We start from the raw sequence: 25,912 nt of genomic DNA on the forward strand, positions 1-25,912 counted from the left end.
TCTTCTTGCATAAATGCAACAAGTTCATCAATCTTAAATTTACCCAAATCTTTACCCTTGCGAGTACGAACTGCTACTACGCCTGCTTCGACTTCTTTGTCGCCACAAACGAGCATGAAAGGCACTCGCTTCAAAGTATGTTCGCGGATTTTAAAGCCAATCTTCTCATTTCTCAAGTCCGCATTGACTCTAATTCCACATTTTTTCAATTTTTCTACAATTTCTTGCACATATTCTGACTGAGCATCAGTAATATTCATCACTACAGCTTGTTGAGGCGCTAACCATGTTGGGAAGAAACCTGCATAATCTTCGATAAGAATACCGATGAAACGCTCTAGTGAACCAAGAATTGCACGGTGAATCATAACCGGTGTGTGTCGTTCATTATCTTCACCTACGTAAGTAGCGCCTAAACGCTCTGGTAAAGCAAAGTCTAGCTGAACGGTACCACACTGCCATGCGCGATCAAGGCAATCGTGAAGAGTGAATTCGATCTTAGGACCGTAGAACGCACCTTCACCTTCTTGAATTTCAAATGGAATTTCCATTGATTCAAGCGCGGTAATTAAGTCTGATTCAGCTTTATCCCACATTGCATCAGAACCTACACGTTTTTCAGGACGTGTAGATAATTTAACAACAATGTTGTCGAAGCCGAATGTCTTGTACGTATCATACACCATTTCGATGCAAGATGTAACTTCTTGTTGTACTTGAGCTTCTGTACAGAAAATATGCGCATCATCTTGGGTGAAACCACGTACACGCATAATACCGTGAAGTGAACCTGATGGTTCGTTACGGTGACATGATCCAAACTCAGCCATACGCAATGGAAGATCACGGTATGATTTCAGACCTTGATTAAAGATCTGTACGTGACCTGGGCAGTTCATTGGCTTGATAGCGTATTCACGGTTCTCAGAACTTGTTGTGAACATCGCATCAGCGTACTTATCCCAGTGACCAGAACGCTCCCAAAGCACACGATCCATCATTAGAGGACCTTTTACTTCTTGGTAATCGTATTCATTTAGTTTTTCACGAATGAATACTTCTAGCTCACGGAAGATAGTCCAACCGTTGTGGTGCCAGAACACCATACCCGGTGCTTCTTGCTGCATATGGAACAGGTCAAGTTGCTTACCGATCTTACGGTGGTCACGCTTAGCCGCTTCTTCTAAACGAGTAAGGTGTGCTTTTAATGCTTTCTTATCGTGGAATGCAGTACCATAGATACGTTGAAGCATCTTATTGTCGCTATTACCACGCCAGTATGCACCAGCAACGCTTAATAGCTTGAAGTTTTGACAGAAGCCCATGTGAGGTACGTGTGGACCACGACACATATCAATGTATTCTTCGTGGTGGTAAAGACCTGGACGGTCATCACGCGCTACGTTCTCATCAAGAATTTCAATTTTGTAAGTTTCGCCGCGTGCATCAAATGCATCACGTGCTTCTTGCCAGCTTACTTTTTTCTTAACAACCTGATATTTAGTTTTAGCAAGCTCAATCATGCGCTTTTCAATCACTTCAAGATCTTCTTGAGTTAGTGATTGCTCTAAATCGATATCGTAGTAAAAACCGTTATCAATTGTAGGACCAATAGCCATTTTCGCATCTGGGTAAAGCTGCTTAATTGCATGGCCTAATAGGTGAGCACATGAGTGACGTACAATCTCTAATCCATCTACTTCATCTTTTGCTGTGATGATTTCGAGGCTTGCGTCGCTTTCAATTAGATCACATGCATCTACGCGCACACCATCAACACGCCCTGCGATCGTTGCTTTAGCAAGACCAGGACCGATTGAAAGTGCCACGTCCATAGTTGATACAGGCGCGTCGAATTGACGTTGACTACCGTCAGGAAGAGTAATTACAGGCATGAATAATGTCCTTTAACAGTGGTGCCACACACCAAGTAGCACATGTTGAATTTATAAAGCTTTCAGAAGCTTTTACGAATAAAAAACGCTTTACTTTCGATACCGCAATACTGAGCGGCACACTAAAAGAAAAGCGAGGTCGTACTATAGCAAACCGATTAAAAGGATTGCAAAGAATCCTCTTAAATTAATAACAATAATTTAGTCAACGAGCGTGTAACTAACAACGTACAATTTTTCTATTCCAGGATAGATATCTTGAATAACGCTTTTAAGCACATCGAGTGTCATATTTTCTTGTTTAGCATGAAAATCATTTAACTCTGAAAATAAGATGGGCTCTACCTTATCGATCTGTAATGTACAAAATTCACGACCATCTTCAAATGTTGATACTTTTACTTGTGTACCTGGAACATAGTGACTTTCAGATTCATCACGAATAGTAATTGTCTTTTTTCCTGAAAGAATATCGGTTTCAAAACGTTCAAAAAATGTCATTTCTGTTGGTATAATTTTCTGGCTCATATTTTATTCTTTTCATAAAAAGTAGTGTGCTAATAGATTACATGCATTTGCATTGTGAATACATTTTGTTTTGTAAGTGTCTTTATCAATTAATGTCTCTTTAGCTTTTAATGAGTCACTATCTAACATTTATGCATTTTTTTACGATAGGATTATTTTTTATTTAAAAAAGAAGAACATATATTTTATGCGTGCGTTTATTTTAATACTTTGTTTTTGTTGTTCTTTCTATCTCCTGAATGCTAAGTTTTTAAAAACAGTAACTAAAATCACGCTGAGTTCACATTTCTTCACACGATATATGGTCTAAGATGTTGATAGACAAGTTGTATACAGACGTTTCAGTGCGGAGGATGATTATGTGGCAAGCCATTTCTCACCAACTGTCAGATGTACTAGGTCGACCATTTAAGATTGTTGAGCGACAAACACTTGAAGGCGGCGATGTCAATGAATGCTATTGCGTTAGCGATGGTGAACAACGTTTCTTTCTCAAACTCAATGATAAAGAACAGTTAGTTGTCTTTGAAACTGAATCAGAAAGTTTACGCATTCTCAATGAAGCAAATTGTGTTCAAGTACCTCAATATGTCCATGTTGGTACATGCCGCGATAAATCCTTCCTTACACTTAATTATTTACCCACAAAACAAATCGATGATAATGCTGGTTATCAATTAGGCCAGCAATTAGCAAAACTTCATTTATGGGGTGAGCAAGCTGAATACGGCTTTGATTTTGATAATTATGTTGGTTTAACGCCACAACCTAATCGTTGGCATCGTCGTTGGTGTCGTTTTTTTGCAGAGCAACGTATCGCATGGCAATTACAGTTGTGTGAGGAAAAAGGCATTCTGTTTGGCAATATTGACACTATTACTAGCAACGTCATTAAACGCTTAGTTAACCATCAGCCTAAACCTTCCTTACTACATGGTGATTTATGGCATGGTAATACTGCTCTAACCGTATCTGGTCCAATTATTTTTGATCCTGCCACTTACTGGGGGGATCGTGAGTGTGATATTGCGATGACAGAGCTGTTCGGTGGTTTCCCCAACAGTTTTTATGAGGGTTACAATTCTGTCTACCCCCTAACATCTGAGTATCAAGAGCGCAAAGAGCTTTATAACCTTTATCATATTCTTAACCACTGCATACTCTTTGGTGGAGAGTATATGGGCCAAGCTGAATACATTATTACCAAGCTTAATCTATTAGATGAATAAATATTCAAAACTGACATCCACTTATACACCTACGAAAGGTATGAATTTAGCTTTTGCATATCTTTCGTCGTAGAATATCTTTCATTGATGACTATTATCACAACAGTAAAATAAGTTTATCTGCAAACATTATTGCCAGCGACTAGGCTATCAATAATGTTTTTGGTTATAGCTAATGTTAAATAGCGTGTAACCAAAATTAAATTTGCTGATTGTAACTGACTGCAAGTGAAGGAGTACAACAATGAGAAACTATTCAGAACAAAGTGTGAGCTGTCCCCATTGCGGACATGTCATACGCATTGAATTAGATGCAAGCGCTGGTAGCCAGGAGTTTTATGATGATTGCTCTGCATGCTGTAATCCGATACATATCAATATGCAGGTTGATGACCTCCACAAAACCATTAATTTATTTATAGATGCAGATGACGAACAAATTTTTTAGTGCTAATACCATAAACAATTAACTAAACCAGTTATGCTGAACTGGTCTAGTTAATCTCTTGTTTATTATTTATCAGCAAGTACACGCTCAACAGTATCAACTATCGCTTGGGTTTGAGGATCTATTTCAATATTAATCACATCACCAATAACACGACTTTTTAAGTTTGTACGCTGTAATGTTTCAGGGATTAAATTCACATTGAAACGATTTTCGACCACATCACCTATGGTGAGGCTTATACCATCAACCCCTATATAACCTTTAGTGAATACATACTTCATCTGTGCTTGCGGTAAAGTAAACCAGATCTGATGATTATTTTCTGATGTGATAACATTTGATACTTCTACTGTACACATAATATGTCCAGACATAGAGTGACCACCAATTTCATCGCCAAACTTTGCTGCACGCTCAACATTTACAACATCGCCTTCTTGGAGTAAACCGAGGTTAGTGACATTAAGCGTCTCTTGCATCAAATCAAATGACCATAAATCATCATTAATATCCGTTACTGTCAAACAACAGCCATTGTGAGCAACCGAAGCTCCTAACTCTACGTGACTTAGTAAATTAGCAGGCATACGTATCACGTGAGTTTGAAAATCTTGTTTTTTGGTAATAGAAATAATTTCTGCTGTGCCCTGTACGATTCCAGTAAACATAATGCTCCTAACTGAGTTAATAACTTAAATTTTTATAAATGTTTTAATTTAATTACTCTTTTTATAGAAAAACTTTCAAATAAGCTAATATTTAAAAGTGAATATCCAATGTTTTAGTTTTACTTTTCTTATACAGCATTGATTAACCTTTTCTATGTTATTTAAAAATGACAATTAATTGTCAAAAAGACAATTTAACAATGAAATTTATATCCCTTTCTGGAATAAAGATATAGAGTATATTTTTACAGCAATAAGATAACGAATACAAAATCATATAGGTATGTTATGACTGTTGACGTCGCTAATGATGCCATGCAAATAAACACTAAAAAAAACTATTTTTCTACAACACTACGTATTACGCTACTAACATTAATTACGATCTTAACGTGTTATTACCTTTGGGTTTTATACAAAGCAGTAACCCCGAACGTAAGTATTGCGTACAAGGCTTATTACATTAAAACTCAGACTCTTTTTTGGCAGCCTAAAGAGCCAGACCTTGCTCTAAACATTCCATCATCGTTAGAACTTTCAACAAAAGTTCCATATTTATCACGTAAAGGCTGGAATAAAGAAGCTGATAACGGTGCTCGATTATTAACAAATACTGGTGGGCTTTATTTCACGCTGCCGCATAAAGTAAAACAAGATGTTAAAGTAAGTATCACATTAGCATCTTCACTAGCCTCGCCATTGCACTTTTCAGTGAATCAATGGCATGGCATTTTTGCATCGACAAAAATATCTAATGTGTTTGATGCCACCATCCCTGTATCTGCATTTAAGTCTGGCGATACATTACAAACATTGCAGATAAATACGTTAACACCGTTAGCATTTAAGTTGGTAGATTTTTCATTTCTATCTTTATCTAAAAACGATAATCATCAAGCAACAACATTCGCGTCATCGTCAATAACCCATAACTAAGGTAAATAATATGAATAATAACCTTAAAAAACCAGATTATACGCTGTCACTTATCGTTCCTGTATATAATGAAGAAGTAGCTATTGAGCCATTTATTAATGAAATCAATAATAAGCTTTCCTCTATTCGTTCACATATTGATATTGTTTTCATTAATGATGGTAGTAAAGATAAAACACAGTCTGAAATTGAAGCTCAAATAGCTAAAGATGATTCTATTAGCTTAATTAACTTCGCACGTAATTTTGGCAAAGAAGCAGCTATGACCGCAGGTCTTAACTACGTAACAGGTGATGCTGCTGTGATTTTAGATGTTGATTTACAAGATCCACCTGAACTCATCATTGAGTTTGTCCAATTATGGCAAACAGGTAAATACGATACGGTTTATGGCGTTCGTGTTGACCGATCACAAGATACATTTTTGAAACGTGTGACTGCTGGCGGCTTCTATCGCTTCTTCAACTTTTTATCTGCAGAAACAACCTTACCTGAAAATGTCGGTGATTTTCGCTTAATTGACCGATGTGTTATTGAAGCCGTAAAACAATTACCTGAACGTAACCGCTTTATGAAAGGTTTGTTGGCTTGGTCTTCATTCCGCTCTATCGGCGTCGACTTTCAGCGTCCTGAGCGAAATGTCGGTGATACTAAGTTCAACTATTGGAAGCTATGGAACTTCGCAATGGATGGTATTACAAGTTTTACCGCTTGGCCTCTACGCGTATGGGGGTTTGTTGGCTTTGGTATCTCGTTCTTATCTTTTATCTTTTTAATGTATGTATTAATCAGTACTGTTTTCTTCGGTGTTCATACACCAGGATACGCATCAACCATTTCCGTTGTTCTGTTCCTTGGTGGTATTCAATTAATCTCATTAGGCGTAATTGGTGGCTATATCAGCCGCATTTATACCGAAATGAAACAGCGCCCTATTTATCTTGTTGAAGGTGTCTATGGGAAATATAGTGATAAAAATACACAGCCCCTTGTTACAGAAACAGAAAAAGAGTTAGAAATCACCAATGAATGAGTCATTTTTAAAGCACTTTTGGCAATTAAATCGATTTGCAATTATTGGCTTACTTGCGACTGCAGTGCACTTGTCTGTTGTTAGACTATATTTTTTGCAAATCCAAGACCCATCAGAATACAGTGCCAACGTGATCGGTTTTAGTATCGCTTTTTTAGTGTCTTATTTTGGACATCGCCACTTTACGTTTGGACAGAAAGGCTCATTTTTAAAATTCCTGGCAGTATCACTGATGGGCTTTTTTATTAACAATTTGATCCTTGCTTCACTGTTGAAATCTGCAATGTTCTCAGGTTGGCTTGCGGTAACGATATCAACCCTTTGTGTACCCGTAATTACCTTTATCTTGGCTAAATTTTGGGTGTTTAAATGAGTACTCTTAACTTACCTTCGATTAAAATTAGTCAACGAGAATGGCTTACCATTATTTTTGCCGTTATTGTTAGTCGCACAGTTATCTACTGTTTGGGTTTATGGGGAGTAACTGAGTTTGCTTCTGGGCATTATGCAGAGCAGCCTTTACTTCAAACTATCTGCCGATTTGACTGTGTATGGTTTTATAAAATCATAGAGAATGGCTATGACTTAGTCCCACAATGGCTAAGTCAAAAGAATGCAGCTAACTGGGCATTTATGCCCCTACAGCCCTTTCTTGGTTGGATATTTTCGAAATTTATCTTTTTTGACGATTCAATTAATAATGCCCGTTTAGGTCTAGTTATAGCGTCAAACTTAGCGTTTTTATTCAGCCTGCCTATTATTTTAATGGCGTTAAAGCAGCTTAATTTCAGCAAGGCAACCCAGTCTACTGCTATCTGGTTATTGTGTTTTTCACCTTATACTGTGTATTCAACCGCAGGCTATACCGAACCGCTCTTCATTGCTTTTGTTACTGGTGTATTCCTATTTAGTTATCGTCAACAATGGGGATGGGTCGCTATTTTAGGTCTATTAGCCGCTATTACCCGTAACCTTGGCGTTTTCTTGGTTTTTCCCGTGCTCATTATTGCGATTCAGCACTATGGTATAAATAGCTTTCTTCGCTTTAAAACCCCTGCGTTAAAAGCAATTTCAGCCATATGGGTGATCCCTTTCGGCTTTTTCACCTATATGGCTTATCTCTATTTTCATGTAGGTGATGCGCTGGCTTTTGGACACATCCAGATAGCATGGGGACGCCAATTAACCAATCCATTTCACTGGCTCCTCTATGGATTTGAAACTGGCGGACCTAAGCTTTACTTAGCCATCATGGCGATACTCGCGTTTATACTAAATATTTATTTGGTCGTGCGTAAATACTACGCAGAAGCCATATTTATGTTCATTTGTTTGGTATTACCGCTGTCATCAAGTTTAAATGCGATGCCTCGTTATGCGTTTGGGTTATATCCAACCTTCCTTGGCTTACTTTTACTTATCGAACGTTATCCGCATATTAAAACACCGATGCTATGTGTCTTCAGTGCAGCAAGTACCTTCATCGCGATTGGCTTTTACAGTCATATGATGTTTACGGTTTAACTTTCTTAATAAAACAGCAGCTTAATGAGTAAAACACTATCTACTAAGCTGCTGCTATTTCTTCTTTTGAATAATAATTATGCAAATTGCCAATATTCTATTTTGGTTATATGCTTTTTGTTTATATAATCTTGGAAAATCATTGGCAGTACAAAATAGAATTCCATAAAAGCATTTTAATACTCGACCCCTCCCCTTTATCTTCCTCTTTTTGGAGCCAAAAATAGTGCAAGACTATAAAAAAGAAACAGCGCAGCTTATAAAGCTTGCTGTGCCTGTTCTCATTGCTTCAGTTGCTCAAACATCGATGGGCGTTGTTGATACAGTGATGGCGGGTAGCGTCAGTGCGACTGATATGGCAGCAGTAGCTGTTGCCGCCAGTATTTGGCTACCTTCAATCTTATTTGGTGTTGGCTTACTTATGGCAATTGTGCCGATCGTGGCACAGCTTAGTGGTTCAGGAAAAAAATCGAAAGTTCCTTTTGAAGTTCAACACGGTTTTTACCTTTCTATACTAATATCAATACCAACGATGCTGATTCTCTTCAAAGCGGGTATCTTGATCCACTATATGAATGTAGAGCCAGTACTAGCGGAAAAAACGGTAGGTTACTTATATGCTGTGCTTTTTGCTGTACCTGCATTTTTATTATTCCAGACCTTAAAAAGTTTTTCTGAAGGCTTATCTTTCACAATACCAGGTATGGTTATTGGCTTTTTAGGTTTACTTGCCAACATCCCACTTAACTGGATTTTCGTTTACGGTAAATTTGGCGCACCTGAGTTAGGTGGTATTGGCTGTGGTGTCGCCACAGCCATTGTTTATTGGTTTATGTTTTTCGCACTGCTTATTTTTGTACTGATTAATAAACGTCTAAGAAGTATTGGTCTATTTACGCGCTATTATCGACCACAATTAAATGCGCTTTCACGCTTATTCAAACTTGGTTTTCCCGTTGCCGCTTCACTTTTCTTCGAAGTATCACTGTTTGCCGTGATTGCCTTACTGATTTCGCCACTAGGGCCTAACAAGGTCGCGTCACACCAAGTTGCTATGAACTTTTCATCATTGGTATATATGCTACCAATGAGTATTGCCGCTGCTGTTAGTATACGTGTAGGCCACAAAATGGGTGAGAAAGATATCGATGGAGCTCGTATTGCTAGCCATTGCGGCTTAATTGTTGGTACTTCCTTAGCCATCTGTACTGCAATAATGACTGTTATTTTCCGTGAAGACATAGCCGAATTATATACTAACAACCCACAAGTTATTGTGCTTGCTGGCCAATTATTGCTACTCGCAGCGATCTATCAATGTAGTGATGCCGTTCAAGTTGTTGCTGCTGGTGCGTTACGCGGTTATAAAGATATGCGAGCCATTTTCGTTTGTACATTCATTGCTTACTGGCTAATAGGACTACCATCAGGTTACGTCTTAGGCCTAACAAACTGGGTTGTGCCAGCAATGGGTCCGCAAGGTTTTTGGATTGGTTTTATTCTCGGCTTGAGTGCGGCAGCTATCATGCTTGGTTGGCGAATACACCATGTGCATAAACTTGATGCTGGCAAGCAACTTGAAATGTCATACCGATAAGACAAAAGGCGATCATCAGATCGCCTTTTTTGATCTAATATTGATAATAATCAGTATGATGAATATTCACTTAATGCTTTAAGAGACGCCTATGCCTGTATCTATCTCTACTTTCCTTCATAGACTGTCTCTGCTACTTATCATTTCAATAATGCTGATAGGCTGTAAAAACAATAACAATGAAGAAGCCTTTGATACGTATCATCAACGTCTAGCTAATGTACTCGATATAGACAAAGCCCCCTTTCCTGAAATGCCCTTACTACCTTTACCCACTAAACGAGAGCTTACTCAGCCTTTAGCGGGTATTAGAATTGGTTTACTTGATGCCTATGAATTAAGGCAATGTGGCTTATTCCAATTGATTGCAGAGCGAAACTCGATTTTGGGTAAAGTTCAAGATAAAACCCGCGGTCTCCGCTATGAGCTTTTACTATTAGATGGGTTACAATATTGTTTAGAAACACTACCTAAAGACTCTGATTTATTGACCGAGCTAGCACCTATTTACCAGCAAAAGAAACAGCAGATCCCATTAGTTTTTTGGAACACGCTTTTTACTGGAGAAGAATGGCGTAAACAATTAACGCTAGGCCATCAACTACTTGATAGTAATCAAACCACTCAATTTAACGCTAGCCTAAGCGCATTTAGCTATATCAATAATTTACTTTCAAATAGCATCAAACGCACAAATAACATCACAGCATCTTATTCTAACCAGGATAAATATCAGGATCTTTTTGATCACCAACAACAAATTTATAATAGCCGATATATTGGTGAGCTTTTCTATTCAATGCGACGCACCACGACATTGCTGAACACGATGACAGAACAACTTACCCAGTCACAAGATTCAATTTTGTGTGGAAAGAATATGAATCAGCAAAAAGCACAGTATCTTCGTAATATTTTCTATAAGTTTTATGTTCCAACTATCCAGCCTTATTTATCAACACTTGATTCACAATATCGACAAATACAGCCTGTTTTACAGCAAATACTTCAACAATTGAATCAACCAAATATTCATATCTCCTCACCGATGCAAACCTATATAGCTTTATATGTTGATGGCGATCTGTATCAGCAATTTCATGAAGCCACATTAGCGCACGTTAAATTCTGGCAACGCCTCTTTAAACAATGTAAATTCAAAGTTGGACAATAACTTTATTCTAATTTGATAGAATAACTTTGCTTCAAAAATTTGAGCTTTAAACTAAAATTTAAACTCAGCTTCTACAGTCGCGAAGACAATAAATTTGTATATATTTTCGCTAAGGGATATAGGAGATACGCATGAAGAAAACCAAGAATGAAGCAAAACTTCTTAAAAAAGCATTAGAAATAGGCTTTGCATTCGCGAAAAAACAAGGATTTGGCGATTTAGACCGCAGTGTTGGCTCTACCGACCGTGTTGAGTGTATTTATCGCTTACTGGTTGATTGTAAACAAATCACTCCTCTTGCCGTGAATCAAGAAGACGGCGTTCATATGAAACATAAGCTGGTTTTATGGATCAGCCGTTTACTTCCATCCGATCACGAACTTTTAAACTAAATTACCTTCTTGTGTAGCGTACGTTCTGTTGCGCTACATATTACATTTTCTTGGCAATGCCCTGCTTAAAAATATGACTTCGACTATTTCATCATCAAGATTTTAAGATAACTGGCTATTGTTCAAGCAAACGCACTGAATTTACTAAAAAACTCTGTTTAAACACTTGCCTAGACGAAAGTGACTCGCTAATATGCTTGTCATTCGCTGATGACGATTAGGTTGTTATTCAGTAAGATTGCTCGCTTAGCTCAGTTGGTTAGAGTACTTGCATGACATGCAAGGTGTCACTGGTTCGAGTCCAGTAGCGAGCACCAGTTTTAAATAAATGGCTTTTTTAAGCGGTTTATCGCAGTACAATTTGCTCGCTTAGCTCAGTTGGTTAGAGTACTTGCATGACATGCAAGGTGTCACTGGTTCGAGTCCAGTAGCGAGCACCAGTTTTATATAAATGGCTTCTTTAAGCAGTTTATCGCAGTACAATTTGCTCGCTTAGCTCAGTTGGTTAGAGTACTTGCATGACATGCAAGGTGTCACTGGTTCGAGTCCAGTAGCGAGCACCAGATTCAAAAAAAAGCCTGCTTTTAGCAGGTTTTTTTATGCCTAAATATTAAGCCTAATCTTTTTTAACCTTGTACCTATTTAGGTATTACTCCACTAAAAGCGACTTCTACATTCCATCGTTATTCCACACCTCATAGTAAAGCACGCCATATATTATAATTTATTCAAACAAGATAACTCATACGAGTACATTTTCGGTTATAAGCTGACCAACACCTTATTTATAAGTACGTGACAACAAATGGTTTATCTATTAGGATTTGAGAGTTAGTCGGGGGGCATTACGCTGAGATCACAATTAAGTGGGACCCGTTGAACCTGAACCAGTTAACACTGGCGGAGGGAACTAAATAAACAATATCAGTATTGTTTAGGCAAGTTATCAATGGATCTGATCATTTCATATTAACCGATCCGTTCATTACTTGGCACCAGTTCCTAACGCTTAATTAGGAATCTGTTATGTCATCATACACAAACAATACATCCCATGTTACAACCCCTATAGTTTTAACTATTGCTGGCTCTGACAGTAGTGGTGGAGCGGGTATTCAAGCCGATATCAAAGCTATTTCAGCGACAGGTAGTTATGCTTGCTCGGTGATCACAGCAATTACGGCGCAAAACACTCAAGGTGTCAGTGCTATTCTTCCTATTCCCCTTTCAATGATAGAGCAACAATTAGATGCTGTTTTTACTGATCTCAACATTCAGGCCGTTAAAATAGGCATGCTCGCTGATGCTGATATCATCACACTGGTCGCGAATAAAATAAAAGAATACAAACCACGCTATCTTGTGATTGATCCCGTCATGGTTGCTACCAGCGGGGACTTATTATTACAAGAGTCAGCCATTAGTACGTTAAAGCAAAAACTACTTCCTCTTGCTGATCTCATTACACCTAATTTACCTGAAGCCGCAGCGCTGACAAATAGTGATATCCCGCAAGATCATGCCGATATGCTGGGATTAGTAACCAAACTCCGTGATATACAAACCGAAGCAACGCTCCTTAAAGGTGGGCATCTAGAAAGCCATTCAGAAAGTAATGATTTATTGATATTAAGTGACGATATCATAGAGCTAAAAACAAAACGTATTGAGACACAGAATACGCATGGTACGGGCTGTACCCTCTCGTCTGCCATTGCTTCTTTCCTTGCTCAAGGTTATTCGATTGAACAAGCAACACAACGTGGTAAAGAATATATTACCTCAGCGATTTCTGCCGCTGATCAGCTCAATATTGGTCGTGGTCATGGTCCTGTAAACCATTTTTTTACTCATGACCAAAATAGATAATAATACGTGAAGCATCAGGCAATATGATATAAAAAAGCGGTGATTTGACTCACCGCTTGATATGTTGGATTGTTGTTAAGCTTATGCTTTAGAGGTTCTTAACTGCTTCAAGCGTTTTATAATATCTTGCTCTCTTAGCTTTGCCATCGCCACATAAGCAATAGGTACTAAGAATAAAGAGAAAACAGTACCGAGAATTAGCCCCCCAACCAACACTAAACCGATGTTAATTCGACCTACAGAACCAGGCCCTACCGCAAATGCTAAGGGTAAGGAGCCGATAATCATGGTTAATGATGTCATCAGTATCGGTCTTAAACGCGACTTAGCACTTTCAATTGCTGCATCATAAGCACTTAAGCCTTTCTCCTTTTGCTGTTTATTGGCGAACTCAACCAACAAAATACCGTGTTTCGTAACCAGACCGACTAACGTTAGCAAGCCAATTTTTGAGTAGATATTTAAGCTTTGGCCGAATACTTTAAGCGTTAATAACGCCCCAACTAAACATAATGGAACGGTAAGCAAAATGATTAAAGGCTCAATAAAGCTTTCAAATTGCGCCGCGAGGATCAAGAAAATAAAGATCAATGCCATACCAAACAGTAACGTCATTCCATGGGATGATTCATGTAAGTTCTCTATCACACCATTGAATTGATAGCTTTGCCCTGGTTGCAACAACTCAGGTATGTGTTGATTAACATACGTTTCAACATCACTTGCACTGTAGCCCGGCATAATATCTGCGGTAATTTCCGCATTATCTAGCCCCATGAAGGTTTTTATATGTGATTCAGCAGTGACTTGCTTAATTGAGACAAACTGCGACAAAGGCAGTTGCTGCCCTGCTTTAGACATTACATAAAGTTTGTCTAAAACTTTAAAGTCACTTAACGACTTACGATTAACCTGTACTTGAATTGGGTAGGTATAACCATCTTTCATTTTTAAGTCAGCGGCTTTCACTGATCCTAAAAATGTTGATAGTGCACTGGTTATGTCGGAATAATCCACATTTGATAAAACGGCTGCATTTTGATCTATTGTCAAATCAAATCGAAGTTTATCTCGTTGCATCGAGTTATTCACATTAGCAACACCAGAATAACGTTCTAGTACCTCTTTGACTTTGGCTGCGGACACACCCAGTGCCTTGATATCTTTATTAACTGTTGTCAACTCAAGCACAAGTCCAGTAGGCAAATTTAGGTTATCAGCAGCGCGAACAGACATAGACACTTTGTAGGCTAAAACTTGCTGTTTTGCTTTAGCCATTAAACGAGAAATGATCTCTTCAATTGAGTCTTTACGTTCATTCCAAGGAGTAAGGAGCAAGTGATTTTCAGGTTCACTTTCGATGTAAGACATATTGGCAGCAATGTCCGGATCACCTTTAAAAATACTATTTAATTGTGCATTATTTTGTAAATGATAGTTCCGCCCAACGCTACTTGATGCTTTAGCTGTGACACTGATAAATCCTGTATCTTCAACGGGTAACAATGTTTTTGGCATAAACCATGTCGCTGCTGATGCCATTGCTATCAATATAACGGCCACCACCATTAAACCTGCTTTCTTAGTGAAGGCCTTTTTTAATAATGCTAAGTAGTAATGCGTTGTTTTATCTAGCTTATCATCAACCCAATTAAACCACTTAGACGTGTGTGAAGCAGGTTTTAGGATAAATGCACTCATCATTGGTGAAAGTGTTAATGCGACAAAACCAGAAATCAATACAGAAGAAGCTAACGTAAATGCAAATTGATGAAATAAATCTGCGGTTAGCCCTGACATTAAACCAATGGGGAAAAATACTGCTGCCAACGTTAATGTCATTGCAATAACTGGCGCAATGATTTCTCGACTGCTCTCTAATGCGGCTTTAAGTGGTGGCTTACCTTGTTCAATATGACGATAACAGTTCTCAACGACTACAATCGCATCATCAACCACCAGCCCGATCGCAAGTATGATCGCCAATATTGTTAGCACATTAATCGAAAATCCAAGTGCAGCCATCACAGCAAAAACCCCAATAACACAAACGGGGATAGTGATTAATGGAATAAGCGCAAAACGGACTGAACCAAGGAAGATAACAACGACAATACCGACCAACACGATAGCTTCGACTAGGGTTTTAAATCCTTCATCAATCGAGGCCTGAATAAAATCCGCTTGGTTATAAACCATCTTCATTTTAACGGTATCTGGCAATTTCATGTTTGCCATGGCCGCCTTTACACGTTTTGCGACAACAACGGGATTTTCACTTTTTAACGGTAAGGTCTGAATCGACATGCCAAGTTTGCCATTAATATGCAAAATAGAAGGCGTATCAGTTGAATCGTCCATCACTACATTGGCAACGTCACCAACACGGACAATATTGCCATTATCGTATCGAACCACTAGGTTACGAACATCTGCAACAGAGCTAACAGAGTTAACGGGGTTAATAGAAAAGTCACGAGCTTGACCTTTAATAGTACCAGCCGTAAATGTTGCATTGTATTTACTTAATGTGCTGACGACATCATTTGCAGTGATCCCGAGTGCCATCATTTTTTCAGGGTTTAGCCACACGTGAAGAGCTTGGCTACTGCCGCCATAAGGTCCCCAAACACCACCGACTCCTGATATATGTCTAAACTGAGGGATCAATTGATCACTGATCAAATTATACATTTGCCTTTTTGTAATCTTACCTGTCGCTTCAAAGGTAATAATATTACTTGGTAACGCATTTTCCGATGAATCATCAGTCACAACTGGCTTATCTATCATACTCGGAGGGAAGTTATTAATGGCTTCCACTTTACTACGCAAGTTATTCATTAAACTTGCATATTTCACTTCAGATACGTTGTCTTTGAAGAAAATTTGTAACTTACAGCTTCCCTCCTGACAATCAGTATTCATTGTTTTTACTGACTCTAAACCTGTGGCTGCAGAGATCAGTTTATCTGCCACATTATTAGACATAAAATCAGCACTTGCACCAGGAATACTCGCACTCACTGTCGCATTAGGAGAGCGATGATCTGGAAAATACTGTATTGGCAGACTCTGTAGTGATACTAAACCAATCAAGACAATCGCAATTGACATCACGCAAGCCAAAACAGGGTGTTTGATACAGACTTCAGGCAGCTTCATTGTTTACATCCCCTTTTGCTTGCTTTGCAGAGGATGATTTTGGTGTCGCTTTCTCTTTAGTCGGTTGAGGTTGAGGTTGAGGTTGAGGTTGAGGTTGAGGTTGAGGTTGAGGTTGAGGTTGAGCAGTTAACTTTGATTTGTCTTGATTTTCAACTTTAACATTAGAGTTCGTGTTTAAGTTTTGCTGACCGGATACGACAACATGATCACCGACTTTAAGCCCTTTGGTAATTGCAACAAAACCATCATTAGTATTCTCCCCTAATGCCACAGTTTGCTTTGAGACACCTTTACCATCGTAAAGCCAAACATAACGTTGTTCACCATCAACAACGATCACCGTTTGCGGCACAATTGGAAAGGTATGGCTATCATGCGAACGCTCTGTCACTTTAGCAAACATGCCAGGAACTAACAGCTTATCACTATTTTCAACCACCGCATGAACATCAATACGACCTGAAGATTGATCAACAAGTGGCGCAATATAATTCACATCGCCAGTAAAATTTTTGTCTTTGTATGCATCAACAGTAATGGTGACCTTCTGACCAACTTTGGCGTCTGCAAGTTCCTTTTGGCTAATAGAGTAATCGACTTCAACTGGGTCATTTTTGATGATAGTGACAATTGTATCGCTATCGCTTACTCGGCTTCCAATCGAGTACTTAAAGTTGGTTAATTGTCCATTAAACGGTGCAATCAACTCATAGTTAGACAGCGAATCTTGCTTTTGTTGTTCATCCACTTTAGCTAAATGCGCTTGTAATTGCTGATTCTCAATATCCTGCTTTGAAATAGAGTCAGGTTGCTTTTTAACAAGTGCCAGCATTCGTTGTAATTTTGATTGTTCTATCTTGTACTGCGTTTGGGATTTTCTCAGTTCGGCCTTTGCTTGCGTATTATCTAATGCAGCAATAACCTCCCCTTTCTTAACATAAGCCCCATCTTTGAAGTATTTCTTTTGCAGTATTTCTGAAGCACTAAACGTTAAAGCCGTAGAATCAACAGCCGTTATCTTCCCGACTTCTTGCATGTCTTGATTGAACTGTCGATTTTTAACATCTTGAATTTTAATGGGAGTCGGTGCTTTATTGGCAGGCTCTTCAGCCAGAGAAGATAATGCGGTTAAAGAGCATGAAACTAACAACATACTTGATAAAACTCTGCCCTTGCTATTCATTGCAATACTCTGCTTCACTTATGGAGGAAGATCACACAATATCACTCTAAATTTTTCTTTCGTTAAAGTTATGTCAGAACATAATTGCCATTTATTCCTTTGATAACAAAAATTTACACTCAAATTAAACTCGTAAAATATAAAACATTATTCAATAGTAATTTGAAAAAGATAAGATGATGATTTGCAATAATATTATTAAGGAATGGTGTTTTGTATAATTAATGAACAACTATTTCACGTTTATCACATACTCCGTTAATACAAGCAGTGATATGCACATTACCCGAGTAATTCACTAATTTAATTTCATTACCAGTAAATGGTTGGTTATTAACATACCAATCAACCTTTACGTTTTCATCTAGCGTTTGTAGCGGTAATACGTCTAATTGATCTTTATAATAATGCTGCCCTGTCACTATTTGCTTAATATATGGCGCAACATTTCCGTTATCCTTATGCGAATATTCTTTCCCTTTAGGCGTTGAAATACCCCCTCGTTGCTTTTGCCAGTTTGCTAGAAGTTTCGGCCACGTTGTTTGTGCCGTATCCAAAGGTGGACGTAAAAAACGCCCATCAGTTTCCAACGTGGGTGGCGTAACTCCTCTTACGGTATAGGCTTTCCTTTGCGAAATACATTGCGCAAGAGGCGTAATTTGCTTATCACGGCCACTCGGCCAGCAAATAGTTTTTGTCACAACACCTTTCGGCTTTATTCGTTGGTGTTGATCGCGGGGTAACTGATCAAAGGCGTCAAACATAATAGGTGCGGCTTGTGTCGCTCCTAAATAACCAACAACAGGGCTAGAGTCTGGGCGACCTATCCACACGCCAACGGTAAAATCTGGGCTAACACCTATCGACCAAAAATCACGATAGCCATAGCTGGTTCCTGTTTTCCAAGCTATTTGACGTCTTATCGATGGTACGACTCTATCTGGCGCACTTATTTCGCTCAGTGTTTTAAAAATAATCCAACTTGAAGCTGGTGAAAGTAGCGGTTTACTCACAACTGATTTGGCATTTTGTAGTAGTTGTAAAGGCTGATATTGCCCATTCATTGCCAGTGTTCGGTACATAGCAGCCAGTGTGATTAAATTGGTTCCTGTCCCGCCTAACCCCACCGCTAAATTTGGTTTTTTATGCTGTAATTGAATCCCAGCATGTTGCAGTTTTTGATCAAAAATCTCTGGCGTTTCTTTATTAAAAACTTGTATTAAAGGAATATTCAGTGATTGCTTTAATGCCTCACTCATACTCACTGCACCTTGAAATTTGCCATTTAAGTTTTGTGGCTTATAACCTGAAAACGATGACGGAATATCACTGAGCAAACTTTGAGAATGAATGATCCCAAGATCAAGGGCCGTACCATAAATAAATGGCTTTAAGGTTGAACCTGGCGATCGAACCGCTTGCACCATATCAACATAAGAAAATCGGCTAACATCATTGAAATCAGCTGATCCTTGATAGGCAATAACACTGGCAGATGCATTATCAACCACAACAATAGCCGCAGAACTTTTAGCAGGTAAGCGTTGAGAAACAGTCGTTAGCAGGCGGTAAATTCGCTTTTGAATATCAGCTCGAATAGTGGTTTGAATAACTGCTTGGTGCGGATAACCTTGCTGTAGCATGCGGCTCAATAATGGCGCTTGCAATGGCTGAAAATAAGGGGCTACAACGACGGGTTCCTGTTGCAAAAAGTTCGCACTGTATTGATCGAGCTTGTTATAACGCACTAATCGTTCAAGCACTTTATTACGCATCGCTTTTGCCCGTTCAGGGAAACGGTCTGGGCGATATAACGATGGCTTTTGCGGTAATACCACCAGTAATGCTGCTTCTGACTTTGTTAGAAATTGAGCAGACTTTCCAAAGTAACGTTGCGCCGCAGCCTCAACCCCTTCGATATTGCCACCAAACGGAGCAAGATTTAAATACAAGGTTAAGATCTGATCTTTACTAAAAGACCATTCTAGCTGAAGCGCACGAAATAACTGGTTTAGTTTACCTGACAATGAACGTGAATGCGGTGATATTAAACGTGCGACTTGCATGGTTAATGTTGAGCCACCAGAGACAACATGCCCATTAACACCCCATTGCCATGCAGCACGAAAGATCGAAAAGGGATTAAATCCTGGATGGAAATAAAACCAACGATCTTCATAGGTTAATAACGCTTGTCGATAAAAAGGATCAACTTGCTCCAGTGAATTTAGTTGCGTTCGACGGACCCCTTGCATATCTGCAAATGCTCGCAGTACCTCTCCTTCTTGACTTTTAATAACAACCGCAGAGCCATTAGGATAAAGTGGCGGTAATGGAAATACGTAATTAAGCACCACACCACCAGCAGCAAATAATGCAATGGTTATACAACAAGCCCGCAACCACGTTTTATAACGTGATGCAGGCTGTTGAACAGAGTGATTACTTTTCAATGGTTACCATGTCTTGCTTAGACCAGTACACAGCATGTTGTGATGGCTGATACATCGACTCCATGTAAATTGGCGGAATAGTAAAGGTTCCCGGTACTTCAGCACGTAATAAATAAGCAATTAAATAGGTTTTATCCTTATCAAATGACTGCGAAATCACATAACGGTCATTTCGATATTCACTATGATCTGGCGAGCTTAATGTCATATCTTTTGGTGCCAACGTTGCTACATCAAGCCCTTGATTGAGAGCGGGATTTTCTAATACAAAACCAGCTGGGATCATCTTAGACAGTAACCCTTCATTTACTCGTTGGTTGAGATTAACATTCAATACAACCAATAATCGCTGACCGACTTTTACCGTATTTCCAGTAAATGGCTTGCCGTCTAATTGATAGACAGAGCGTGAGAGTGTATTCACTTTTAATGTATTCAACGGATTATCACTATTTGATACCGATTTATTTCGTTGCTGGTATCCCTCACCTTGTAATTTAACGTACAGCGGCTTGGTATTATGGTTGGTAATTGTTAATCCTTCCGTTAATGGTACTGAAAATGGACCAGTATGCTGCTGATCATAGCCATTAACTGTCACTTCAAATTGTTGATCTTGATTCAATGTGTGAGTCAATATCGCAGCTTGTAACAATGCACCACGCTCTTGGGTACTCAACCACAATTTATCGCCTGATTCTGCAACAAGTTGTTCTAATAACTGCTTTTGAATTTCCGCAGTTTTTTGAGCCAAAATACTATTCGATTTTAGTTGCTGCAAAATCAATACTGACAAGGCGCTGTCACGTAAATTAGAGCCATAATCTTGAAAATAGCTGCTGTAACGTTTAACCGTATGGTAATTATTTAATAATGCTAATGCCTTATCACTATCTCCCACATTGGCATAACTTGCCGCAAGCTGTAATTCACTGAGTCCAGATGGAAAGAGTTTAAGACCTAAATTATCAATATCGCTCCACTGAATCAGCCCTTGTTGAGACAACACATATGCCGCATACGTTAATGCACTATCCGCATTTTGTTGATTATACGCCCATTGCTTCATTCGTGTTGGGTTCTTCACATATTCGAGGATCTCGTCTTGCGCCCGTTTCAGCATGGCTTTCGGTACTATATTTGGAAACTTTTTATCAGCACGTAGCAAAAAGTCCGTCACATAAACGGTTAACCAAGGCTGATCGTTAACACGACTGCTATACCCATCACTTGGCCATAACGAAAAACCGCCTTGTGATGTTTGCATTGGTTTTAAGTTCATTATCGCTTGATAAATCATATCTTTATCAGATGGCATCGCTTCAGCATTCGGTGCTTTTCCTTGCGCTTTCAATCGCTGCTCAAACGCTGCTTTTTTAAAGCGAGTTAATTCAGGTAAATCATATAAATATGGCAATGCCTTACTGGTTGTTTGCTCTGCACAGCCATACGGATATTGATAAAGATCTCTTGCTTGTTCTATCACACTAAGCATCGGTGTTTGGCTGATATAAGCAAAGCCTAATTGATCTGGAATCGTATCAAGCCCTTGCCACAATGATGATGTCACTGTCAGCTTTTGTTGCGGTTCTAACAGATCCGAATGCATCTTATAAACCCACGGGGTTACTGACTTGATCGGCGTTGCCCATGAACGATCAATATTGATCTTGTTGTTGCTGTTTTGTGACAGCGAGTATGCTTGCAGTTTGAACTCTGCACGGTTAACGACTATTGGTGAGTCAACTGTAAACGGGACGTTGTAACTTATATGCTCGCCATCCTGTAATGTCAACTTGGCAGGCAGAAGTGCAATCGCTAAGTTCACGCCTTTGTTGGCGCTTAGTGCCAATGATAACGTCTGCGCTATACCACTAATATTGTGAATATCTACCGTTACACTCGATTTATCTCCCGCTACGAGAAAACGAGGAATACTCAATTCAGCAACAACAGGTGCTGCAATTTTATTACTTGATACACTTCGACCAACTTGCGAATCATTAAATGTCGTAATAATTAACTGCCCTTCACCGTTGTAATCAGGGATAGCTAATTTCACATTCGCCTTGCCGTTTTCTACCATTATCGGCTTGGACATTAAAATAACGGTTTTACTTTCAACTAAATCGTCATTTTTATTATCAGTACGCGTAACGCTATCGCTACCGAAACGAGATTGAGCAAAGGGATTGGGACGTAAATCATAAAGACGTGAATACAGATCAACCACATCCGCGCTATAACGGCGCTGTGCAAACAAGTAGTTAAATGGATCTTGTGGTTTAAAACGGCTGAGGTTAATAATGCCTTTATCCACCAGCGAAACCGTTACCCAAGTATTGTTTTGCTGAGCACTTGCAATACCAGCAACGGTAATTGGAATATCTAAGGTCGTTAACGGACGAATAATTGACGGCACTGTCGCTTTTATTGAGAGTTTTCTCGTATCACGATTAAGCTTAACAGGCTTAATTCCAAAATAACGTTTCGGCGCATTATCAGCATTACCTGTTAACGTAGCGGTTAAATAAATATCGTGACGATTTAACCCCTGTGGCAATGGAATCTCAATATCTTGTTCGCCTTTCGTTACCTTAGTGCGCTGCGACCAAATCACTTTATCCGTTTCTATCGTCACCAATAAGCTACCTGCAATCGGTGCGGTGATCGCTGAACGGATATTCTCTCCTGCATGATATCGTGACTGATCAAAAGAAATATCAAGATGCTCAGGCTTGGCTTTTATTGGCTGGTAACCATCATACCAACCTGCATAGAATTGATATTCAGTGACTGTTTTACTCGCTTGATCAGTCACTGTAATGCGGTACTGCCCCCATTTAGTCGCAAAAGACAATCGATGACTTTTTCCTTCTTCAACATGAATAGTTTGCGAAGACATCGCTTTCCAACGTGCTTGTTTCTTGCGCTGCCAACCAACACCTTCCTCATATAACCAATAGTAAGGTCCCTGATCGTAATCTACTTTCACGGTTAAATCGCCAGTAAGACGATGTTGACCATTCTGGCTTAATAGCGCGATATCAAATTGAGGTTGAGCATCATAACCAACACTTTTTTGCAGCGGTTTTACTCCAGCTATTGGGCTATCTTTCCACACCGTGTAACGTAAATCCCGTTGCACAGCGGCTCCACCCGTTTCTAATAAACTGAAATTAACTACCGCATTAACTGGTGATTGAATTTTAGCTGCTGAAGGTGTTGGTAAGACAATCTCTGCTTTCCCTTCAGCAGATAGTGTTTGCTTATCTAATTGCTGATAACGGCTTGCCAATGAAAATCGCTTACCGACTCGATAATCACTGTATTTACCGCTAAAGCTCGACGTTGGGTTATACATTACCTCGGCTGTAACGCTATTACCCGCAGCTGGGCTACCAAATAAATAGCGTCCACTCAGTCCAACCTTGGTTCGACTGCCTGCCATGACAAGCTTTGCAGGATCAGTAAAGGTTAAATCCATTCGTTCAGGAACAAACTCTTCTAGTTCGAAAAAATATTGGCTGATCGGCTTTTGAGCTTCAGGGTCGAGCCTTACTTCAACGGTATAACGTCCCGTACGCCAACTAGATGTAGTATTCAGTTGCTTAGAATAAAAGCTAGCCGCTTGCGGAGAGAGTTGCTCAGATAACACCACATCATTACGTGGATCTAATACCGTTAATGTGATCGGCTGATCTTTTATTGCCAGACCATCTTGATCACGCAGCAAAATATTTAACGGTAATGATTCACCCGGTTTAACTAAATCACGGTTACTGTAAATAAATGCTTCATAAGGTTGATAAGATCGTCCTCCTACATTGCTATCTGATAAATCTAATGGCGCTTCACGCAAAGGTAAAATACCAATCTCTTCTTGTTGTTGGGATTTCTGTTGCAATGAAGGATCGAGTTGGCGTTCTACTGCTGTTATATTGGTACGAGCAATAACGATATCGGTGTTTTTCGCCACAATATCAAAGTTGGCTTCACCTTTATGGTCGATGAGTGCTGTTCTAAACAGTTTATGATCGCGATAAATATCAACACGACCTGAAGTAACAGCTTCACCCGTTGATAAACGTGACACAGAAAAACTTGCTTGATGGGTATTTAAACGTGCTTGAATACCAATATCTGTTAATAACACATGTTTAACTTTTAGCTCATCAAACGCGCCAGGTGCCTTTAACACCACAACATACCAACCTGAAGGCAAGTGATGTGAAAGAGGGATGCGCGCTGCAGTTTGTTGATTTAATTTGCTTGGCGGTAATGTAAAACGATCAGCATAAACACTTTCATAAGCGTGTTGTAAACGTTCTAAACCATAAGGGCCTAGGTTATCTAACAGGTAGCTATCATTTAAGAAGGTATCAGGGTCAGTAATATGTAAAATTTCAACATCAACTTTATCAAGATTCATAAAGTTAATTGGAATTGATTGGTGCTGAGATTGCGGAACTAAAGGGCCATTACCAATCACTTCCACCATGGGTGGCTGACGAATAGGATCTTTCTCTTGATTAGCGTAAGCGGTAGCAGACAACATAAAACTAAAAAATAACGCTATTAAATATAATCCCGCTACCGATGGTTCTGTTCCCATTCTTCGCATCACTTTCCCCTTTAAAAGTTACTCAAGTCTATGCACTGCATACGGTGTAATTCTATACAGAAAAGCAGATTTATTCATCTGAACATCGCTATATGTTTTCTAAAACGTTCTAAATTTTTTAATAAAATTAATAATATATTTAACCATGACTTCATGGGTAGCTGTGAATACAGGCAATTGTCCTTTTTAACTTAGTGCCATTATCCGTTATAATCATCATCACTTTTTTAAAGATATTACTTACAGGTGTAGCGACAATATGGCTAATCAACCTAATTTTACTGATGAAGAATATAAAGCATTTGCGGAATTAATGGATTCATACAATCGTACGTTCGCCGTATCTATCACGACATTAGTATTAGCGGTAATTGGTTTTATTATTGCAGAAGTTCAGGTTGGCTATTTAATTACTAACAATATTCGTTGGCTGTTCGGCTTACTGGTTATGCTCCCTCTTGCCGTCACCTCAATTGGGACAAAATACGACTTTAACCACCTGACTTTTAGTATGCCTAAAACTATCTTGTATAGCGTACTCAATCTCGTTGCTCTAATTTCAATTATCGCGATCGTGGTTATGCTTAACAGCTGAGTCCATATCGATAAATATCGTACATACAAAAATCCCCTTGCTGATAATTTATCTTCCAGCAAGGGGATTTTTACATCTGTAACCGTTAGACCTTATCAATCGTTGTTGGGGCATTCATTAATGGTGATTTTGTCACTTAGGAAAAGTGAATTGGGGATCAGGTGAGTCGCGTCTTGTTCTTTAATTGTAATGTAACGTAAGTTCAAATCTACGACTTGCCCTTTAGAGTCCGCGACTTCAATATGATCACCTAATTTTATCGGTTTATACAAAACAATCATCACCCCAGCAACAAGATTAGATATCGCATCTTTCAAAGCAAAGCCTAGCGCAAATCCTGTTAATCCTAATCCTGTGACTAAACCTGTCACATCAAAACCTAATTTTGAAAACGCCAGAACCGCACCTACAATTATTAATATCGTTCTCTGTGAATTGGACATTAATCGAAATGAACCTGATGCCTCAGACTCAAAACGCTGTGACAGTTGTTTCAATGTTTTATCAATGACAATACTGATGACAATACAAAACAAAAAGGCGCCGATTGCCTGAACAACGTTATTATCCATCATTTGTACTTCCTTTCCTTGAAC

Annotated in this window: 19 protein-coding genes, 3 tRNA genes and 1 riboswitch; of the genes, 14 read left to right on the plus strand and 8 right to left on the minus strand. The window is 39.0% G+C overall.

Going from position 1 to position 25,912, the window contains the following annotated elements:
• Both thrS and yqfB read right to left on the minus strand, forming a co-directional pair.
• A partial coding sequence (gene thrS, locus SKA34_RS12240) for a threonine--tRNA ligase (RefSeq protein ID WP_006645851.1) occupies positions 1-1,895 on the minus strand: 1,895 nt, incomplete at its 3' end.
• A gap of 201 nt (positions 1,896-2,096) precedes the next feature.
• Entirely contained in the window at positions 2,097-2,396 is a 300-nt protein-coding gene (gene yqfB / locus SKA34_RS12250) for a N(4)-acetylcytidine aminohydrolase (protein ID WP_198138490.1), read from the minus strand.
• 386 nt (positions 2,397-2,782) lie between these two features.
• Between yqfB and SKA34_RS12255 the strand changes: the two genes are divergently transcribed.
• Positions 2,783-3,652 carry a fructosamine kinase family protein gene (locus SKA34_RS12255; protein WP_006645855.1) on the plus strand — a complete coding sequence of 290 codons (870 nt, stop codon included), beginning with the start codon at positions 2,783-2,785 and terminating at the stop codon, positions 3,650-3,652.
• 244 nt (positions 3,653-3,896) lie between these two features.
• Positions 3,897-4,100 carry a CPXCG motif-containing cysteine-rich protein gene (locus SKA34_RS12260; protein WP_006645856.1) on the plus strand — a complete coding sequence of 68 codons (204 nt, stop codon included), beginning with the start codon at positions 3,897-3,899 and terminating at the stop codon, positions 4,098-4,100.
• A 65-nt stretch (positions 4,101-4,165) separates the two neighbouring features.
• Here the strand turns inward: SKA34_RS12260 and SKA34_RS12265 are convergent, their stop codons facing one another.
• Positions 4,166-4,771, minus strand: a complete 606-nt coding sequence (locus tag SKA34_RS12265) for a riboflavin synthase (protein WP_006645857.1) — start codon at positions 4,769-4,771, stop codon at positions 4,166-4,168.
• 288 nt (positions 4,772-5,059) lie between these two features.
• Between SKA34_RS12265 and SKA34_RS12270 the strand changes: the two genes are divergently transcribed.
• The 11 genes from SKA34_RS12270 (at position 5,060) to thiD (ending at position 13,296) form a co-directional block, all read left to right on the plus strand.
• A complete protein-coding gene (locus SKA34_RS12270; RefSeq protein WP_006645858.1) occupies positions 5,060-5,707 on the plus strand; it encodes a hypothetical protein in 648 nt (215 codons plus the stop codon).
• A gap of 10 nt (positions 5,708-5,717) precedes the next feature.
• Positions 5,718-6,740, plus strand: a complete 1,023-nt coding sequence (locus SKA34_RS12275; RefSeq protein WP_006645859.1) for a glycosyltransferase family 2 protein — start codon at positions 5,718-5,720, stop codon at positions 6,738-6,740.
• Entirely contained in the window at positions 6,733-7,113 is a 381-nt protein-coding gene (locus tag SKA34_RS12280; protein ID WP_006645860.1) for a GtrA family protein, read from the plus strand. Before SKA34_RS12275 ends, SKA34_RS12280 begins: the two co-directional genes overlap by 8 nt.
• Positions 7,110-8,264, plus strand: a complete 1,155-nt coding sequence (locus SKA34_RS12285) for a hypothetical protein (RefSeq protein WP_006645861.1) — start codon at positions 7,110-7,112, stop codon at positions 8,262-8,264. Before SKA34_RS12280 ends, SKA34_RS12285 begins: the two co-directional genes overlap by 4 nt.
• Positions 8,265-8,490: 226 nt before the next feature.
• Positions 8,491-9,861 carry an MATE family efflux transporter gene (locus SKA34_RS12290; RefSeq protein ID WP_006645862.1) on the plus strand — a complete coding sequence of 457 codons (1,371 nt, stop codon included), beginning with the start codon at positions 8,491-8,493 and terminating at the stop codon, positions 9,859-9,861.
• Between the two features lie 91 nt (positions 9,862-9,952).
• Positions 9,953-11,035 carry a DUF3080 domain-containing protein gene (locus tag SKA34_RS12295; RefSeq protein ID WP_050764796.1) on the plus strand — a complete coding sequence of 361 codons (1,083 nt, stop codon included), beginning with the start codon at positions 9,953-9,955 and terminating at the stop codon, positions 11,033-11,035.
• 131 nt (positions 11,036-11,166) lie between these two features.
• Positions 11,167-11,427: a DUF5062 family protein gene (locus SKA34_RS12300; protein WP_006645864.1), complete on the plus strand. Its 261-nt coding sequence runs from the start codon at positions 11,167-11,169 to the stop codon at positions 11,425-11,427.
• A gap of 240 nt (positions 11,428-11,667) precedes the next feature.
• Positions 11,668-11,744 (plus strand) — tRNA-Val (locus tag SKA34_RS12305).
• Between the two features lie 46 nt (positions 11,745-11,790).
• Positions 11,791-11,867, plus strand: a tRNA-Val gene (locus SKA34_RS12310).
• 46 nt (positions 11,868-11,913) lie between these two features.
• Positions 11,914-11,990: transfer RNA gene (locus SKA34_RS12315), tRNA-Val, on the plus strand.
• Between the two features lie 263 nt (positions 11,991-12,253).
• Positions 12,254-12,353: riboswitch (TPP riboswitch) on the plus strand.
• A 100-nt stretch (positions 12,354-12,453) separates the two neighbouring features.
• On the plus strand, positions 12,454-13,296 hold the full coding sequence (gene thiD / locus SKA34_RS12320) for a bifunctional hydroxymethylpyrimidine kinase/phosphomethylpyrimidine kinase (RefSeq protein ID WP_006645865.1): 843 nt from the start codon (positions 12,454-12,456) through the stop codon (positions 13,294-13,296).
• 81 nt (positions 13,297-13,377) lie between these two features.
• Here the strand turns inward: thiD and SKA34_RS12325 are convergent, their stop codons facing one another.
• The 4 genes from SKA34_RS12325 to SKA34_RS12340 form a co-directional block, all read right to left on the minus strand.
• On the minus strand, positions 13,378-16,461 hold the full coding sequence (locus SKA34_RS12325; protein ID WP_006645866.1) for an efflux RND transporter permease subunit: 3,084 nt from the start codon (positions 16,459-16,461) through the stop codon (positions 13,378-13,380).
• Positions 16,448-17,644 (minus strand): efflux RND transporter periplasmic adaptor subunit, encoded by a 1,197-nt coding sequence (locus SKA34_RS12330; RefSeq protein WP_006645867.1) that lies wholly within the window; start codon positions 17,642-17,644, stop codon positions 16,448-16,450. The genes SKA34_RS12325 and SKA34_RS12330 overlap by 14 nt, the downstream gene beginning before the upstream one ends.
• A gap of 221 nt (positions 17,645-17,865) precedes the next feature.
• Positions 17,866-20,097 (minus strand): penicillin-binding protein 1C, encoded by a 2,232-nt coding sequence (gene pbpC / locus SKA34_RS12335; protein ID WP_006645868.1) that lies wholly within the window; start codon positions 20,095-20,097, stop codon positions 17,866-17,868.
• Entirely contained in the window at positions 20,087-24,721 is a 4,635-nt protein-coding gene (locus SKA34_RS12340; protein ID WP_006645869.1) for an alpha-2-macroglobulin, read from the minus strand. The genes pbpC and SKA34_RS12340 overlap by 11 nt, the downstream gene beginning before the upstream one ends.
• Positions 24,722-24,980: 259 nt before the next feature.
• Here SKA34_RS12340 and SKA34_RS12345 point away from each other — a divergent pair, with 259 nt between their 5' ends.
• Positions 24,981-25,316: a hypothetical protein gene (locus SKA34_RS12345; RefSeq protein ID WP_006645870.1), complete on the plus strand. Its 336-nt coding sequence runs from the start codon at positions 24,981-24,983 to the stop codon at positions 25,314-25,316.
• Positions 25,317-25,411: 95 nt separating this feature from the next.
• On the opposite strand, the gene SKA34_RS12350 is transcribed toward SKA34_RS12345, so the two are convergent.
• A complete protein-coding gene (locus SKA34_RS12350; protein WP_006645871.1) occupies positions 25,412-25,891 on the minus strand; it encodes a mechanosensitive ion channel family protein in 480 nt (159 codons plus the stop codon).
• Positions 25,892-25,912: the final 21 nt, after the last annotated feature.

This window comes from Photobacterium sp. SKA34, assembly GCF_000153325.1.
Lineage (GTDB): Bacteria > Pseudomonadota > Gammaproteobacteria > Enterobacterales > Vibrionaceae > Photobacterium.